The sequence below is a fragment of the Dactylosporangium sp. McL0621 genome (assembly GCF_049995355.1).
Taxonomy (GTDB): Bacteria; Actinomycetota; Actinomycetes; order Mycobacteriales; family Micromonosporaceae; genus Dactylosporangium.
On record NZ_CP188259.1, the window covers coordinates 10,137,944 to 10,152,638 of the forward strand.

The window sequence follows — 14,695 nt, forward strand, 5'->3', positions numbered from 1 at the left end:
GAGGCCCGGTTCCTACTCGGACCGCAGCGCCGTGGCCGTGCTGCTCCGGGCCGTCCAGCCGGCCGGGACCAGCGCGCCGGCCACGGCGATCAGCACCCCGCCGAGCAGGAGCGGCACGACCACGGGCAGGTGGTACACCCCGATGTCGGCGGCCGGGATCGCCGTGGCGGCCGCCTCGCCCATCGCCGGTACCACGACATGGTGCAGCGCGATGCCGATCGGCACGCCGAGCCCGCCGGCGGCCAGGCCGTTGACGGCGACCGCGGTGAGGACCATGGCGACGGTCTGCCGCGGCGACATGCCGAGCGACTTGAGGATGCCGATGTCCCGGACGCGCTCGCGGGTGTCGAGGACGACCACGTTCAGCACCCCGAGGCCGGCCACCGCGACCAGCAGGAGGGTCAGCGTGGCGGCCAGCGCGTCCATAGCCACGAGCAGGCCGCTGACCCGGGCGTGGTTGGGCTGGCTGACGATGCCGTACGGGCGCAGGGTGTCGTCGAGCGCCGCCATGTACGACCCCCGGTCGGCCCCGGGCGTCAGGTCGATGTCGAACTCGACCGACTGCGGCAGCACGTACGCGTCCAGCCCGTCCAGCGACGAGGCGTCGGTCAGGATCGCCGGCTGCATCGAGAAGACCTCGCCGACCAGCCGGACGTCCGCCGAGCGGTCGCCGTTGGTCAGGGTGACGACGTCCCCGACGCGGGCCCCGGTGGCGCGCAGGAAGCTCGACGGGACGACCGCCTCGCCGGGGCGCTGGAACCAACGGCCGGACAGCATCCGGTAAGAGCCCCAGGACGATTCGCCGCGGTACTCGGTCACGCTCGTCGGCCCCGCCAGTCCGGCCACGCTGAGCTGCGTCTGCCCGGTACTGAAGAACCGGCCGGTGCCCGGCTGCGCCGCGATCGCCGCCGCGACCTGCTCGACGGAGGCGGGACGCGGCGCCGGCCCTTCCGCGCCGGGCACCGGCGGCGCCGGCGGGCCGAAGGCCTGCACCACGACCGCGCCCGGTGAGCGGCGGTCGACGTCGCGCTGGATGGCGCCGAGCGAGACGGCCAAGCCCGCCCCGAGGGTGGCCCCGACGGTACCGAGCAAGACGGCGGCCGCGATCGTCGCCGCCCGCCCGGGCCGGCCGAACGGGATGCCGAGGCCGAGCGTCACCGCGCGCGGCAGCGGCAGGCGGCCGAGCACCCGGCGGAACCGCCGGCCGCGGCCGTTCGGCGGGGTGCGCCCGGCGACGATCGCCTCGACGGTGCGCAGCCGGCCCGCGCGCCGAGCGGGCACCAGTGCGGTACCGGCGACAAGGGCCAGGGCGAGGCCGGGGACCGCCACGTCGATCCACGGCGCGACGAGCGCGGGCCCGGCCCCGAGCGCGGTCCGCGCGTCGTGCAGCACCGGCAACGCCAGGAGGTTGCCGAGCACGACGCCGGCCGCGGTGCCGGCCGACGCGGGGACGAGGGCCTGCCCGACGTACGCCCGCACGATCTGCCCCGGCGTGAACCCGATCGCCTTGAGCACGCCGATGCGCCGGGTCGCCGCGCCCACCGAACCGCTCACCACGACGGCGATGACGAGCACGGACAGGCCGAGCGAGAGCAGCCCGAACGCCGCGACGAACGGCGCGAACGTCGCCGACGTCCTGTCCGCCTGCAGCTTCACCTTCAGGTACGACGCCACGCCGGTCATCGCCCCCGCCGGCACCGCGGCCGCGATCGCCGACCGGTCGGCGGCCACCTGGCGCTCGGTCCCGGCCTCGGCGAAGCGGTACAGCATCTGGTAGTCCGGCCGCGTCCCCGGCGCCGTGAGCGCACGCAGCCCGTCCGGCGAAACCCACGCGTCCGAGCTCCGCCCCACCGAACGGGCCATCCCGACCACGGTCAGCGTCGGCGCGCCCGGCAGGCCCGGGAACCGCAGCCGCCCGCCGACCCCGAACGGCGCGTTGTCGGCGGCGAGCACCACCTCGCCGGCGCCGCTCGCCCAGCGCCCCGCGGTGACCTGCAGACGGTCGACCGACCCGCCGGGGTCGGCCCGCCCGACGATCGTCATCGGCGGAAGATCCTCGCCTTCCGGGATGCCCTCGCCGTTGGAACCGGCGCGCGGCCGCAGCGACAGCAGCGGGTACGGCCCGGCCGCCTCGACGACGCCCGCCACCTTAGCCGTCGCCCGCACCCGCTCCTCGCCGACGCGGCCCGCGTCGAACCGCGCGACGAGGTGCGCGCCGCGGCCGGCCCGGAAGGCGCGGTCGAACGGCGCCCGCGCCGCGACGAGCAGCCCGGCGCCGAGCACGGACGCGGTCACGGCCAGCATGGTCGTCAGGCTCATCACCACGGCCGGCCCGCGCCGCCGCCGGGCCCCGGCTCGTACGACCTGACTCAACGCCATTCCCGAACGCTAGGCGGCGCCCGCGGCCCCGCGCGCCCGCCGCAACGATGACTTCCCGTACCTCGCGCTGATGATTCCGCGCCGCCCGGATCAGACCCCGTCGAACGTGTTCAGCGTCTTCATGAGGCCGGCGACGGCGGACGCGCAGCCGGTCCGGGACGGGTGCGACGCGCGCAGGGCGGTGAGCACGGCGTCGATCTGATCGTCGAGCTGATGCCACTTCGCCGAGTCGCGCGGCTTGAGACCGGCCTCGGCGTCGTCCCAGGCCACCTCGAGGTCCTTGACGCGGGTCTTCGCCCCCGCCAGGTCGTTCCCGGCGACCTTGGCCTGGACGTCGCCGACGATCGCCGCGAACCGGCCGAGATCGCCCAGCTTCGTGGTCGGGTGCACCGGCCCTGACGTGGCGGAGCCGGCCGGCGCGACGTTCGCCTGCGGCTCCGGGACGGCCGGCGATCCGTGCGCCAGACTGAGGCCGAGACCGGCGACGGCGACGACCAGGACGGCCGCGCCGGCCCAGGCGAAGTCGTGGCCGCGCGGCCCGGCTCCCTTCTCGGCGACACCGTGGCGGCTGACGAGCACCTGCTCGCGGGCGACGAGCACGACGATGGCCGCCAGGAACAGCGCGCTGGTGACGCTCGCGCCCAGCGCCAGGCCGCCGAGGTCCTTGTCCTGGGTGAGCAGGTCCCCGAGCGAGGCGCCGAGCGGCCGGGTCAGCACGTAGGCGATCCAGAACGTCAGCACCTGGCCGGCACCGGCGCGCAACGCGATCCAGGTGGCCAGGATCAGACCGCCGAAGATGAACGTCCCGTTGCGGAAGCCCAGGTCGAGCGCCTCGGTGGCCAGGTCGCCGGCGGCGGTACCGAGCGCGAATGTGGTCAGGATCGCCGCCCAGTAGAAGCCTTCGCGGCGGGGCGTGTTGATGGAGGCGATCGCGAGCGTGCCCTCCTGCCGGTACCAGACCGCGAACACCACCGCGAGAGTGACCGAGAAAACGGCGGTGCTGAGGTAGAGCGACACGCCCAGCGTGTCGGTGAAGAAGTCGGTGAGCTGGGTACCGAAAATGCTCACCAGAACCACGCAGAGCCAATAAATCCAGGGCGTGTAGCGGCTGGTCCGGAATTGCACGACGAGCGCGCCCACGAGCAGCGCGAGCATTATCGCGTCGGTCACCGCGGGCCCGAGTCCGGCATTCACGGCCAGGTAGTCCGCGAACGTCTCCCCGATCGTCGTGGACAGCACCTTGATGACCCAGAACGTGGCGGTGATCGCGGGTACCTTCGTCGCCCACCCCCGCGAACTCGCCAGCCTGTCGGCGGTAACGGACACGGCACTCCCTCACGACGTTCTCGAAAATGGGCTCCTCAGAATGCGACGCCAAGGTAGGCGAAGGGTCCTGAAATTCGGCTGAAGAAACACGATCGGGCGTCGCCGAAAAACGTAAAAAGATTCACGGCCCGGCGGGTTCCCGGTCGGCGCCGGTGATGGCCAGATAGGCGACCAGGCCGACGATGAGCGCGGCCCAGACCGCGGTCACCGGGCCGGTGCCGAGGCCCAGCCCGCCGCGTTCGTGGGAGACGCCCATCCAGTCCGCGAAGGAGGCCCCGAGCGGACGGGTGATCACGTAGGCGGTCCAGAACGCGACCACGGCGTTGAGCGTGCCGGTCCGGAAGGCCAGCGCCGGCAGGGCGATCAGGACCGCGAAGATGCCGCCGGACAGCAGGTACCCCCAGCCGAACGTCACGGCGGTCAGGTCGCCGGCGGCGGTGCCCAGGGCGAACGTGACCAGGACGGTGGCCCAGTAGAAGCACTCCCGGCGCGGCGTGGTGATGCTGTGGATGGACAGGGTGCGCTCGGCGGCGTACCAGAGGGCGAGGACGGCGGCGAGCACGACCGCGAAGCCGATGGTGGAGAGCAGGTACGGCACGCCCAGGCCCACGTGCAGGACGTCGGCCGCCATCGTGCCGAAGACGCTCACCATGACGACCGCGAACCAGTAGACGCCGGCCCGGTAGCGGCGCACCCGGAGCTGCAGGATCAGCGCCCCGGCCAGGCCGAGGCCGCCCAGCCCGACCGCCACCGGCGGCGCAACGGTGTGCGCAAGGAAGTCCGAGGCCGTCTCCCCCATCCCGGTGGTCAGCACCTTGATAATCCAGAAGAGGGCCGTGACCTGCGGCACCTTGGCGAGCCGGGCGCGGACGACGGGGTGTACGGGTTCACCGGTAACGACGGCGCCGGGCGGCCACGCTCGAGTCATGCGGGCCAGGCTGGCGGCCCGGTGCTGAGAGATCGCTGAAATCGGGGCCCGGCGTGGCATCCGCGGTTAACGCGACCTATCCGGTTGGCGACAGCCCGGGGCAAGTCAGCCTTTGTTCGATTCCAAGTCGGTGCGGGCCTAATGGTGCTCGCCGGGCCGCACGGTCCGGCCTCACCCGACAAAAAGGAGTTGTACCGATGTTGAAGAAGGCCACGACGCGCATCAAGCTCGACCGGATCGCCGCCTCCGGCGTGGAGCTCCGCGAGGATGACCTGCGGCAGATCAGCGGCGGGGTGAAGAGCGAGGTCTGCACGAAGGGCAGCGGCGGCTGGTCCTGCTCCGGCGACGGCATGGGCGACTGACCCGGCCATGACTGACCAGATCCTCGTCCTCACGGACGCCGAAGACGTGACCGCCGGGCGGGTGGCGGCGCTGCTCGCCTCCCGCGGCGCCGAGGTGCTGCTGCTCGATCCGGGGGTCGTACCGCACGATGCCCAGGTCGAGATGACCGCCGGCGGCACCGGCCGCGTTCGCCGGTGGCTGCGGGTCGGCGGCCGGGACGTCGATCTGGACGGTCTGACGTGTGTGTGGCACCGGCGCCCGACGGCGCCGGTGCCACCCTCCACCGTCGCGGACCCCGAGGTGCGGGCCCACCTGGCCGGCGAGGTGAAGACCTACCTCGACGGCGTCTGGCGGGCGCTGAACTGCCGGCAGGTGCCCGCGCCCCGCGACGTGATCGACCGCGCCGACCGCAAGCCGTACCACCTCGCGGCCGCCGTCGAGCTCGGGTTCGCGGTGCCGCCGACGCTGATCACCGCCGACCCCGACCGGCTGCTCGAGTTCTACGACGAGCACGACGGGCAGATCATCACCAAGCCGCTGCAGCGCTCGCCGCGCGGGACGGCCGAGGCGCCCATGGGCCGCTACACGGAGCCCGTGAGCAACCGCGACCTCGGGTACGTCGCGGCGCTGCGGCAGTCGCCGATGATCGTCCAGGCGTACGTGCCGAAGGACGTCGAGCTGCGCGTGACAGTCGTCGGCGCGGCCGTCTTCGCCGTCGAGATCCATTCGCAGGCGACCAGGCACACACGGTACGACTGGCGCCGCTACGACCATCAGAACACCCCGATGGAGATCCATGCGCTGCCCGGCGACGTGGCCGGGCGCTGCCGGGCCCTGGTGGACCGGCTCGGGCTGAGCTTCGGCGCCATCGACCTGATTCTCACCCCGGAGGGGGACTACGTGTTTCTGGAGATCAACCCCAACGGGCAGTACGACTGGCTCGAGCTGGCCACCGGGCTGCCGATCACCGCGGCGGTCGCCGATCTGCTCCTGACCGGCGCGGCCCCCGCCGGGCGGACCAAGGGGCCGGCATGACGCTGCTGACGGAGGCGGTCGAGCTGCTGCGCGCGGCTTCCGCCGAGAAGGCCGGGCGGGCCGAGGTCCGGACCCGGGTCGACGGGCTGCGCGCCCGGCACCCTGGGGCGGGGCTGCGCCTGCTGTGGCAGCGCGAGGAGTACGACGGGTCGCTGCACTACGACCTGCTCGTCCGTTCGCCGGCCGCGGACGCGGGCGTGGTGTCGCTGTCGTGGTGCCCGGACGACGCCCTGCCGTGGCCGCTGCGCGGTGTGCAGCGCGGCGCCGAGATGCTGCTGGTGCGGGTCGACGGGTTCGAGCTGGGCGTGGCCGACGCGATCGGCTTCCTCGACCTGCTGTGGCGGGAGGCGCCGCTGCGCGACCGGCTCGTCGACACCTGCCTGGTGCGCCTGGCCCTGGACGCCGACGGCACGGAGCTCGACGACGCGGCGCTGCAGGAGGCCGCGGATGCGTTCCGGCGGGCGCGCGGCCTGCTGACCCTCGAGGACACCCGCGCCTGGATGGCCCGCGAGCGGCTCAGCGACGTGCAGTTCGAGGACCTCGTCGCACACCAGGCGCTGGTGGCGCGGCTCCGCGAGCGGATCACCGCGGGACGGGTCGACGCCGAGCTCGCCGCCGACCCGGGGCGGTACGAGCAGCTGCGGCTGGTGCGGGTGGAGGCCGCCGACGAGGCCGCCGCGGCCCGGCTGGCCGCGGCCCCGGACCTGCTCGCCGCGGCGGTGGCCGACTTCGCCGCCGGGGTCGGGCCGGCGCCGGTGCTCATGACGGTCACCCGCGCGGACCTGGAGTCGGTGGCCGCCGGCCGCTGCGTCGTCACCGCCGTGCTGGGGGTCCGGCCCGCCACCCGCGAGGCGGTGTCACGCCGGCTGTTCAGCGAGTGGCTGGCCGAGCGGCGGGCCGCGGCGCGGATCGAGTGGAACTGGGGTCCGGCATGAGCGACGGAATGTTCCTGGAGGCCGCGCTGCGCCGCCGCGCGGAGGCCGGCCGCGTCCCGCCGGAGCGGCTGCGGCTCCTGCCCGGGCGGCTCTTCGCGGCACTGTGGCTGGCGGCCGTGCTGCTGCTGGCGGGACTGGGCGCGGCGCTGCTCGCGACGGGCGACGGGGCGGTGCCGCGGTGAGCCGCCGGCGCCCGCCCGAGCTGCGGCAGGTCAAGGCGGCCGACTGCGGGGCCGCGTGCCTCGCGATGGTGCTGACGTACCACGGACGGCCCACGACGGTGCGCCGCATGACCGCCGACCTCGGGGTGTCCCGCGACGGGCTGAGCGCACTGGCCCTCGTCGAGGAGGCCGGCCGGCACGGCCTGCACGCGCGGGCGTTCTCGCTGCAACCGGAGGAGCTGGCGGCGGTACCGACACCAGCCGTTCTGTATTGGAACTTCAACCACTTCGTGCTGCTGGAGCGCTGGGGCCGCCGGCGGGTGCACCTGCTCGACCCGGTGTCGGGGCGGCGCCGGCTCACCCGCGAGGAGTTCGACCTCGGCTTCACCGGCGTCGTCATCGGCTTCGAGCCGGGCCCGGACTTCCGCCCCGCCGACGCCGATCCGGACCGCCCGGCCTGGCGGGGGCAATGGCTCAGAACAGCGCTGCGACGGTACCGCGGGCTGCTGGGACAGATCCTGCTGGCCTCGGTACTGCTGCAGGTCCTCGGCCTGGCGGTGCCGGCCCTGTCCGCGGTCCTCGTCGACCGGCTGCTGCCCAGCGGCGCCGCCGGCCTGCTCGCCCCGATCGGCCTGGCCGTCGCGGTCGCCGTCGCGGCCCACGTCGTGCTCGGCTTCCTGCGCACCGCGCTGCTGCTGAGCCTGCGCTCCCGCGCCGACGACGACCTCACCGGCGGGGTGGTCCGGCACCTGTTCGCCCTGCCGTACCGCTTCTTCGCCGAGCGCGGCAGCGGCGACCTCGTGATGCGCACGCAGAGCGTCGCCGCGCTGCGGGACATCCTCTCCGGCCACGTGTTGTCGACGCTGCTCGACGCCCCGCTGGCGGTGGGGTACCTCGGCCTGGTGCTGTGGCGCGACCCGGCCTTCGGTGGCGTCCTCGCCGCGCTCGCCGGCGTCCAGCTGGCGCTGCTGCTGGCCACGCGCCGCCGCGTCGCCGAGCTCGCCGAGCGCGAGCTGCACGCCTCCGGCAAGGCGCAGGCGCAGCTCATCGAGGCGCTGAGCGGCATCGAGACGCTCAAGGCGGCAAGCGCCGAGGAGCGGGCCGTGCAGCGCTGGTCGTACCTGCTCGCGGGGCAGCTCAACGCCGGCACCCGGCACGGCCTGCTGCGCGGCGGCCTGGAGACCGCGCTCGGGGCGCTGCAGTACCTCGCGCCGGCCCTGCTGCTGCTCATCGGCGCCCGGCGCGTCCTCGACGGCGAGCTGAGCCTCGGCACCATGCTCGCCCTCGGCGCGCTGGCCACCGCGGCACTGGCCCCGCTGTCGTCCATTGTGGACAATCTGCACCAGCTGCAGCAGACCGGCGCCCACCTGGCCCGTCTCGACGACATCCTGGACGAGGCGCCGGAGGAGGGCGGCCGCCCGGCGCCCGCCCACGACGGGCGGGTTTCGGTACGCGACCTGAGCTTCCGGTTCGACCCGCGCGCGCCGTGGGTGCTGCGCGGGCTGACGTTCACGATCGAGCCGGGCCAGAAGGTCGCGTTCGTCGGCCGCTCCGGCTCGGGCAAGAGCACCCTCGCCCGGGTACTGCTGGGCCTCTACCGGCCGACCGAGGGCCACGTGTACCACGGCGGGCTCGACGCGGCGACGCTCGACGTGCGCACCCTGCGCCGGCAGTTCGGCGTGGTGACCCAGGACCCGACGTTGTTCACCGGCAGCGTGCGGGAGAACATCAGCCTGACCGACCCGGATGCGCCGCTGTCCCGCGTTGCCGCCGCGGCGGCCGCGGCCGGCATCCACGACGACATCATGGCGATGCCGATGGGGTACGACACCCCGCTCGTCGACGGCGGCGGCCTGTCCGGCGGCCAGCGGCAGCGGGTCGCCCTGGCGCGGGCCCTGCTGCCGCAGCCGCGGGTGCTGCTGCTGGACGAGGCGACGAGCAACCTCGACCCGACCACCGAGGCGTACATCGAGCGCGAGCTGGCCGAGCTGCCCCAGACCCGCATCGTCATCGCGCACCGCCTGAGCACGGTCCGCGACGCCGACGTCATCCACGTCCTGGACGGCGGCCGCATCGTGGAGCGGGGCCGCCACGACGAGCTGCTGGCCCTCGGCGGCCGGTACGCGGAGCTCGTCGCGCTCCAGTCGGTGGCCGGGTAGAACCGGTCTCAGACGCCGTACCCCTGCGTCACGATGCGCTCGGCCATGGGCAGGTAGTCCTCCTGGCGCTGGGGTGCGAACGTCCCGAGCCCGTCGACGTACCGGTTGAACATGCAGAACGCGGCCGCGATGAGCACGGTGTCGTGGATCTCCACGTCGGTCGCCCCCTCCGAGCGGGCGGCCTCGACCAGCTCCACGGTCACCGCCCGGCCGCTGCGCTGCACGGCCCCGGCGATGTGCAGCAGCGCCCGCAGCTTCGGCGAGACCGGCGCCGACTCGAGGTCGGCGCGCACCTTCTCGACGAGCCCCATGCCGGCATCGAGCTGAACGGCGGCAAAGGCCGAGTGCGACGAGCAGCAGAACGTACAGTCGTTGAGCCCGGAAACGTAGGCCGCAATGAGCTCGCGCTCCCCCGCCGGCAACGTGTGGGGCGCGCGCAGGAGCACTTCGGCGAGCGCGTTGAGCGGCTGCGCGGTCTCGGGCCGGTAGCGCATCGGACCGGTGATCCCGGGGAACTCGTGCTCGTCCACGCCAAGCTCGATGTAGGCCATGCCGTACGGTGACACACCGCCGCCGGCGGGGCTTCTTCCTACGTGCTCAGCTCGGACGGGTCGAGGCCGCGCGCGGCCAGCAGGGCCGTCACCGCGTCGTCCGGCTCGGCCAGCACCGCGGCCACGAGCGGGGCGGCGTCCAGGCGGCCCGGCTCCGGGGCGAGCGGCCCGCGCAATGCCCGGTCGATCGCGGCCACCGCCGCCGCGGTGAACGGCGGGCCGTCCCGGCGGATCGGCGGCTGTTCGGCGGCGGGCGGCCCGCCGCCGTCGCCGAGGTTGACGGCGAGGTGCGCGAAGGGTTGTTCGAGGCCGGCGATCAGCCGGTGTCCCGGCCGGACCGCTTCCAGCAGTTCCGGGCGCGGGTGGGTGCTGCGCGCGAGGGGGCCGACGGCGTAGGCGGTGTCGAACTGTTCGGCGAGGTCGGCCGCCGCGACCAGCAGGTGTACCGGGTTCGTCGTCGGGTGGCCGAGCCGGACCGCCTGCCGGCGGGCCTCGTGCAGGAGCCCGTAGCCGACCCAGCCGACGGCGGGCCGCACGGCCGTCCGGTAGAGCGCGGCGAGGGGGCGCAGCGGCCACGGCGTCACCGCGAGGCCGGCGCGCAGGGCCAGCATGTCGAAGGTCGGCGTCCACGGTACCGAGTTGAGGTCCAGCGCCCCGCTCGCCTCGAGCGTCTCGGCCAGCGAGTCGACTGACACGCCGGCGGCGCGCAGCGCGGCCGGGACGGCGCCGTCGAACGGGGCGATCAGCGCGGTGAGCAGGTGGGCGCCCGAGGCGCCGAACACCCCGCGTTCGGCGCCCATGTCGATCGCGTCCTCGACGGCCGGCCGCGACTGCGCGTCCCAGGGGAGGCGGTCGGTCCACGGACGGTCGCCGGCCGCCAGCCAGGCCGCCTCCCGCAGCGCGGCGAGCGCCTCGATCCGGCCCCACCAGTCCTCGCCGATCGGCGAGGACTGCGCCAGATGCGAGCCCGGCGGCGACTCCGAAGGGTCCGGGCCGAGGTCGACGTGCACGTCCCGGCGGGCCCGCAGGCAGGCCCGGAAGACGTCCAGCGTGGTGATGACCGGGCCGCCGCGGGCGTGGACCGCCGCGCCGGCCGACACCAGCGCGTTCATGAACTCGGTGCCGGCCTGCGTCATCGGTCGTCAGGGTAACCGTCGTCGTCCAGTCCGCCCCGGCGACGTCATCGGGACGGCATTCGCGCGGCGGCGTGGTGTAGTCGCCCGTGGATGACGTCGCAGTACACCCCGGCCCGCCAGACCGGTGCTGAACGTGCGGGCCGCGGCCGCGGTTCTCCCTCGCTCGGGCCCGGACGCCGTCGTCCGGTTCCAAGATCGAAGGTAGGAGCCGTCGGTTGCGGTACGGGCCGAACGGGCTCAGCGTCCGGGACCCGACAGCGTCAGCCGGTGCGGTACACCCGGAAATATTCGAACCGCGCGGTCGCCTGCGGAGCATTGCCGCCGTGCGAGACCAGGCCGATGCGGGGCGCCGGGCCGGGCGGGAAGGTCCAGGTGCCGCCCCAGTTCCAGTGCACGCCGTCGCGGCTCCAGCCGGCCCGGAAGCGATGCTCGCCGCGCACGGTGGTGTGCGCCAGCCGCAGCCAGGTCGTCTCCGCGGGCGGCCCCTCGACCATGCCGCCGTAGGAGAGCCGGCCCGCGAAGGGCAGCTCCCGGCCGAACTCGAGCTGGCGGGTGTTCCAGATGGCGACGTGGCTCAGGCGGGCGAAGTCGTCGTCGCCGGCGTAGGCGACGAGACCGGCCTGCTCGTAGTTGCGGACGGTGTCGACGCCGAGGTCGATGGTCAGCTTCGTCTCGGCGATGTAGTCGCCGCGCGGCGCGGTGCGCAGCAGTACCCCCGCGGTGTTCGCGTCGCCGGTGAGGTCGGCGGCCTCCGTCGGCCACCGCAGCGCGCCGTCGGTGACGGTCGCCGCGGCGTCCGGGCGGACCCAGCTCCAGCCGTCGCCGAGGCCGCCGCCGTCGAACTCGTCGGAGGCGGCGCGGTCCAGGCGGCCCGGGTGCGGTACCGGCACCGCCGCCCCGTGACCGGAGCGCTGACGGCGATCGGTGACCGGGCCGGCCTGGCGATCGTCCGAGGCGGTCGCGGTGGGCCAGCCGTCGCGCCACTCGAGGCGGTCGATGAGCATGGGGCGGCGGTTGATGCCGTAGGCCTCGTTGAGGTAGGGCATATCGCGGTCGATCGCGTGGTACACCAGCCAGTCCTGGCCGGCGAGGTCGGTGACGACCGCGTTGTGCCCGGTGCCGATCCACCGGTTGCCGTTGGGCTGGATGACCGGGGTGCCGCCGGCCCGCGAGGCCAGCAGGGACACGCCCTCGCGGTCGGCGAACGGGCCGGTGGGGGTGCGGGCGCGGCCGGCGAACACGCTGTAGCCGGTCGTCGGCCCGGCGCAGCAGTTCGCGGCCGAGCCGAACAGGTAGTACCAGCCGTCGTGGGGCACGACGTACGCGCCCTCGTAGCGGTTGTCGATCGCGACCTGGGTGGCGGCGCCGGTGACGGTCAGGCCGTCGGCGCTGAGCGGGGCGGTGAAGATCCCGCCGAAGTACGAGCCGTAGTACAGCCACAGCCGACCCTGCTCGTCGCGCAGCAGCGCCGGGTCGAACGTCCAGAGGAAGCCGCCGCCGGGGGCGGCCCGGGGCGCGACGACGGGCCGGCCGCTGTCGGTCCAGGGCCCGAGCGGCGTCGGCGCGGTTGCCACCCCGATGGCGGAGTCGTCGCCGGGGTTCAGGGTGGTGTCGGTGACCGTGTAATACAGCACGTACCGGTCGCCGATACGGCGGACGTCGGGCGCCCAGAGGCCCGCGGCCGGGGCGGCCCAGGCCGGGCGGCCGGTGAACGCGTCGCCGGCGTAGGACCAGTGGACCAGGTCGGTGGAGCGCAGGATCGGCACGAGGTGCGGCGCGGTCTCGCCGGCGCGCAGGGGGTCGCTGGTGCCGAAGGCGTACCAGGCGCTGTCGGCGCCCCGCACGACGGACGGGTCGGCGAAGGTGTCGGTGGCGGGGGCGGACACCGGGTTGGTATAGGTGGCCGGACGGGGCCCGGAGGCGGCGGCCGCGCCCGGGGCCGGCGCAACCAGGGCGGCGGCGGCCAAGAGCGCGATCAGGCCGAGCATGCGCGGTCTCATGCTCTCTTTTACAACGTTGTATTCATCGTTGTAAAGACGACGCGGCCCGTCGACACCACTGCTGAACCCGCACTGGAGAAGAAGACATCGAGAAACGGCGATAGTTAGGCTGCCCGTCGTGGCGCCTGGCGGAACAGCGGTCGTGGTCGGGGCGAGCATCGGCGGGCTGCTCGCGGCCCGGGTGCTCAGCGAGCACTTCGAACGGGTGGTCGTGCTCGACCGCGACGTGCTCGGCGAGACGCCGGCGCACCGGCGGTGCGTGCCGCAGGGCCATCAGCTGCACGTGCTGCTCGCGGCGGGCCGCACCGCGCTGGAGGAGCTGCTCCCCGGCCTGTCCGCGCAGCTGCGGGCGGCCGGGGCGCCCCTGGTCGACCTGCACGGGCAGGTCCACTGGTACAACGACGGCCACCTGATGCGGCGGGCGCCCTCCGGCCTGATCGGGGTCGGGATCGGCCGGCCGCTGCTGGAGCACACCATCCGGAGCCGGGTCGCGGCGCTGCCGGGCGTCCGGCTGCGGCCCCGGACCGACGTGACCGGCCTGCTCTTCTCGGCCGACGGCACCGCCGTGACCGGGGTCCGCCTGGGCCCGCACGAAGTGCTGCCCGCGGACCTGGTCGTCGACGCCGGCGGGCGGGCCTCGCGCAGCGCGCAGTGGCTGGCGGATGCCGGCTTTCCGGCCCCCGCGGAGGACCTGGTGCGCGTCGACGTCACGTACGTGACGCGGCTCTACCGGCACCGCCCGGAGCACCTCGACGGCATGCTCGGGGCGCTGACCAACGCCGTGCCCGGGGCGCCCCGGGCCGGCATCGCCGCGGCCCAGGAGAACGGCCTCGTGGCGATCGCGCTGAGCGGCATGCTCGGCGAGCGCCCGCCGACCGACGACGCCGGCATGGCCGCGTTCGCCGACAGCCTGGCCGCGCCGCACCTCGCCACGATCATCCGGTCCGCGCCGCCGGCCGGCGACCCGGTGACGATGCGGTACCCGGCCAGCGTCCGCCGCCGCTACGAGCGCCTGCGCCGGTTCCCGTCCGGCTACCTCGTCGTCGCCGACGCGCTGTGCAGCTTCAACCCGATCTACGGCCAGGGCATGACGGTCGCGGCGCTGCAGGCCGTCCGGCTGCGCCGGCTGCTCGCCGAGCGCGCGGGCCGCACCGGGGATCTCGCGCCCCGGTTCTTCCGGCAGGCCGCCCGGATCATCGACGGGCCGTGGTCGATCGCGGTCGGCGCGGACCTGCGCTTCGCCGGCGTGCCGGGCCGGCGCACGGCCAGAGTCCGGTTCGTCAACGCGTTCGTGCACCGGCTGCACCGGGCCGCGACCCGCGACGCCGGCCTCGGTGCCGCGTTCCTGCGCGTGGTGAACCTCGTGGAGCCGCCGGCCTCGCTGCTCACCCCGGGCACGGTGCTACGGGTGCTGTTCGGCGCCGCGCCGTAGCTCGCGGCCCCGGACGATCAGCAGGATGCCGCCGACCAGACCGGCCACCCCGGCCGGGCCGAGGATCATGAGCAGGATCCGGCCGTCGTGCACCTCCCGGGCCTGCGTGGCGAGCATCTCCGGCGTCGGCTCGTCCGGGTAGGGCAGAGGCCCGGCGCCGAAGAAGCAGGCCCCGAACAACATCAGGAGTGACAGCCCGACCAGGGTCCAGCCCAACTCCTGCCGCCAGCCGGTCCAGCCGGCGCGGACCAACCAACGCGGTGCCACCGGATCATGGTGGCCACCCGGGCCGCGAGCGTCAAGGAGCCGGG

General features: G+C 74.6%; 13 protein-coding genes. 6 read left to right on the forward strand and 7 right to left on the reverse strand.

Going from position 1 to position 14,695, the window contains the following annotated elements; genetic code table 11:
• Positions 1–12 precede the first annotated feature (12 nt).
• The 3 genes from ACPPVO_RS47930 to ACPPVO_RS47940 form a co-directional block, all read right to left on the reverse strand.
• Positions 13–2,379 carry an ABC transporter permease gene (locus ACPPVO_RS47930; RefSeq protein WP_426505634.1) on the reverse strand — a complete coding sequence of 789 codons (2,367 nt, stop codon included), beginning with the start codon at positions 2,377–2,379 and terminating at the stop codon, positions 13–15.
• Positions 2,380–2,469: 90 nt separating this feature from the next.
• Positions 2,470–3,705, reverse strand: coding sequence for a hypothetical protein (locus ACPPVO_RS47935; protein ID WP_426505636.1), 1,236 nt, complete (start codon positions 3,703–3,705; stop codon positions 2,470–2,472).
• 121 nt (positions 3,706–3,826) lie between these two features.
• Positions 3,827–4,633: a hypothetical protein gene (locus ACPPVO_RS47940; protein ID WP_426505638.1), complete on the reverse strand. Its 807-nt coding sequence runs from the start codon at positions 4,631–4,633 to the stop codon at positions 3,827–3,829.
• A gap of 197 nt (positions 4,634–4,830) precedes the next feature.
• Between ACPPVO_RS47940 and ACPPVO_RS47945 the strand changes: the two genes are divergently transcribed.
• Genes ACPPVO_RS47945 through ACPPVO_RS47965 form a run of 5 tightly spaced genes read left to right on the forward strand, consistent with a single transcriptional unit; the run spans position 4,831 to position 9,265 of the window.
• Positions 4,831–4,995 (forward strand): hypothetical protein, encoded by a 165-nt coding sequence (locus tag ACPPVO_RS47945; RefSeq protein WP_360388398.1) that lies wholly within the window; start codon positions 4,831–4,833, stop codon positions 4,993–4,995.
• 7 nt (positions 4,996–5,002) lie between these two features.
• Complete coding sequence (locus tag ACPPVO_RS47950; protein ID WP_426505640.1) at positions 5,003–6,010, forward strand: MvdC/MvdD family ATP grasp protein; 1,008 nt, start codon at positions 5,003–5,005, stop codon at positions 6,008–6,010.
• Positions 6,007–6,945 carry a TIGR04500 family putative peptide maturation system protein gene (locus tag ACPPVO_RS47955; RefSeq protein WP_426505642.1) on the forward strand — a complete coding sequence of 313 codons (939 nt, stop codon included), beginning with the start codon at positions 6,007–6,009 and terminating at the stop codon, positions 6,943–6,945. Before ACPPVO_RS47950 ends, ACPPVO_RS47955 begins: the two co-directional genes overlap by 4 nt.
• Positions 6,942–7,127 carry a hypothetical protein gene (locus ACPPVO_RS47960; protein ID WP_426505644.1) on the forward strand — a complete coding sequence of 62 codons (186 nt, stop codon included), beginning with the start codon at positions 6,942–6,944 and terminating at the stop codon, positions 7,125–7,127. The genes ACPPVO_RS47955 and ACPPVO_RS47960 overlap by 4 nt, the downstream gene beginning before the upstream one ends.
• Entirely contained in the window at positions 7,124–9,265 is a 2,142-nt protein-coding gene (locus ACPPVO_RS47965) for a peptidase domain-containing ABC transporter (protein WP_426505646.1), read from the forward strand. Before ACPPVO_RS47960 ends, ACPPVO_RS47965 begins: the two co-directional genes overlap by 4 nt.
• Positions 9,266–9,273: 8 nt before the next feature.
• On the opposite strand, the gene ACPPVO_RS47970 is transcribed toward ACPPVO_RS47965, so the two are convergent.
• From ACPPVO_RS47970 to ACPPVO_RS47980, 3 genes are all read right to left on the reverse strand, one after another.
• Entirely contained in the window at positions 9,274–9,816 is a 543-nt protein-coding gene (locus ACPPVO_RS47970) for a carboxymuconolactone decarboxylase family protein (RefSeq protein WP_426505647.1), read from the reverse strand.
• Positions 9,817–9,854: 38 nt separating this feature from the next.
• Positions 9,855–10,952 (reverse strand): Clp protease N-terminal domain-containing protein, encoded by a 1,098-nt coding sequence (locus tag ACPPVO_RS47975; RefSeq protein WP_426505648.1) that lies wholly within the window; start codon positions 10,950–10,952, stop codon positions 9,855–9,857.
• A 260-nt stretch (positions 10,953–11,212) separates the two neighbouring features.
• Positions 11,213–12,952, reverse strand: a complete 1,740-nt coding sequence (locus ACPPVO_RS47980) for a family 43 glycosylhydrolase (protein ID WP_426505649.1) — start codon at positions 12,950–12,952, stop codon at positions 11,213–11,215.
• Positions 12,953–13,070: 118 nt separating this feature from the next.
• On the opposite strand from ACPPVO_RS47980, the gene ACPPVO_RS47985 reads away from it, so the two are divergent.
• Entirely contained in the window at positions 13,071–14,384 is a 1,314-nt protein-coding gene (locus ACPPVO_RS47985) for an FAD-dependent oxidoreductase (RefSeq protein ID WP_426505651.1), read from the forward strand.
• Here ACPPVO_RS47985 and ACPPVO_RS47990 read toward each other — a convergent pair.
• Positions 14,355–14,651: a hypothetical protein gene (locus ACPPVO_RS47990; RefSeq protein ID WP_426505653.1), complete on the reverse strand. Its 297-nt coding sequence runs from the start codon at positions 14,649–14,651 to the stop codon at positions 14,355–14,357. The two genes, ACPPVO_RS47985 and ACPPVO_RS47990, sit on opposite strands and share 30 nt — an antisense overlap.
• Between the last annotated feature and the right edge of the window lie 44 nt (positions 14,652–14,695).

What these genes read in the sequence shown, in the direction of transcription:
- ACPPVO_RS47945 (WP_360388398.1), top strand. Translation starts at nt 4,831, where the DNA reads ATGTTGAAGAAGGCCACGACGCGCATCAAGCTCGACCGGATCGCCGCC.
- ACPPVO_RS47950 (WP_426505640.1), top strand. Translation starts at nt 5,003, where the DNA reads ATGACTGACCAGATCCTCGTCCTCACGGACGCCGAAGACGTGACCGCC.
- ACPPVO_RS47960 (WP_426505644.1), top strand. Translation starts at nt 6,942, where the DNA reads ATGAGCGACGGAATGTTCCTGGAGGCCGCGCTGCGCCGCCGCGCGGAG.
- ACPPVO_RS47940 (WP_426505638.1), bottom strand. Translation starts at nt 4,633, where the DNA reads ATGACTCGAGCGTGGCCGCCCGGCGCCGTCGTTACCGGTGAACCCGTA.
- ACPPVO_RS47980 (WP_426505649.1), bottom strand. Translation starts at nt 12,952, where the DNA reads ATGAGACCGCGCATGCTCGGCCTGATCGCGCTCTTGGCCGCCGCCGCC.
- ACPPVO_RS47955 (WP_426505642.1), top strand. Translation starts at nt 6,007, where the DNA reads ATGACGCTGCTGACGGAGGCGGTCGAGCTGCTGCGCGCGGCTTCCGCC.
- ACPPVO_RS47970 (WP_426505647.1), bottom strand. Translation starts at nt 9,816, where the DNA reads ATGGCCTACATCGAGCTTGGCGTGGACGAGCACGAGTTCCCCGGGATC.
- ACPPVO_RS47975 (WP_426505648.1), bottom strand. Translation starts at nt 10,952, where the DNA reads ATGACGCAGGCCGGCACCGAGTTCATGAACGCGCTGGTGTCGGCCGGC.
- ACPPVO_RS47930 (WP_426505634.1), bottom strand. Translation starts at nt 2,379, where the DNA reads ATGGCGTTGAGTCAGGTCGTACGAGCCGGGGCCCGGCGGCGGCGCGGG.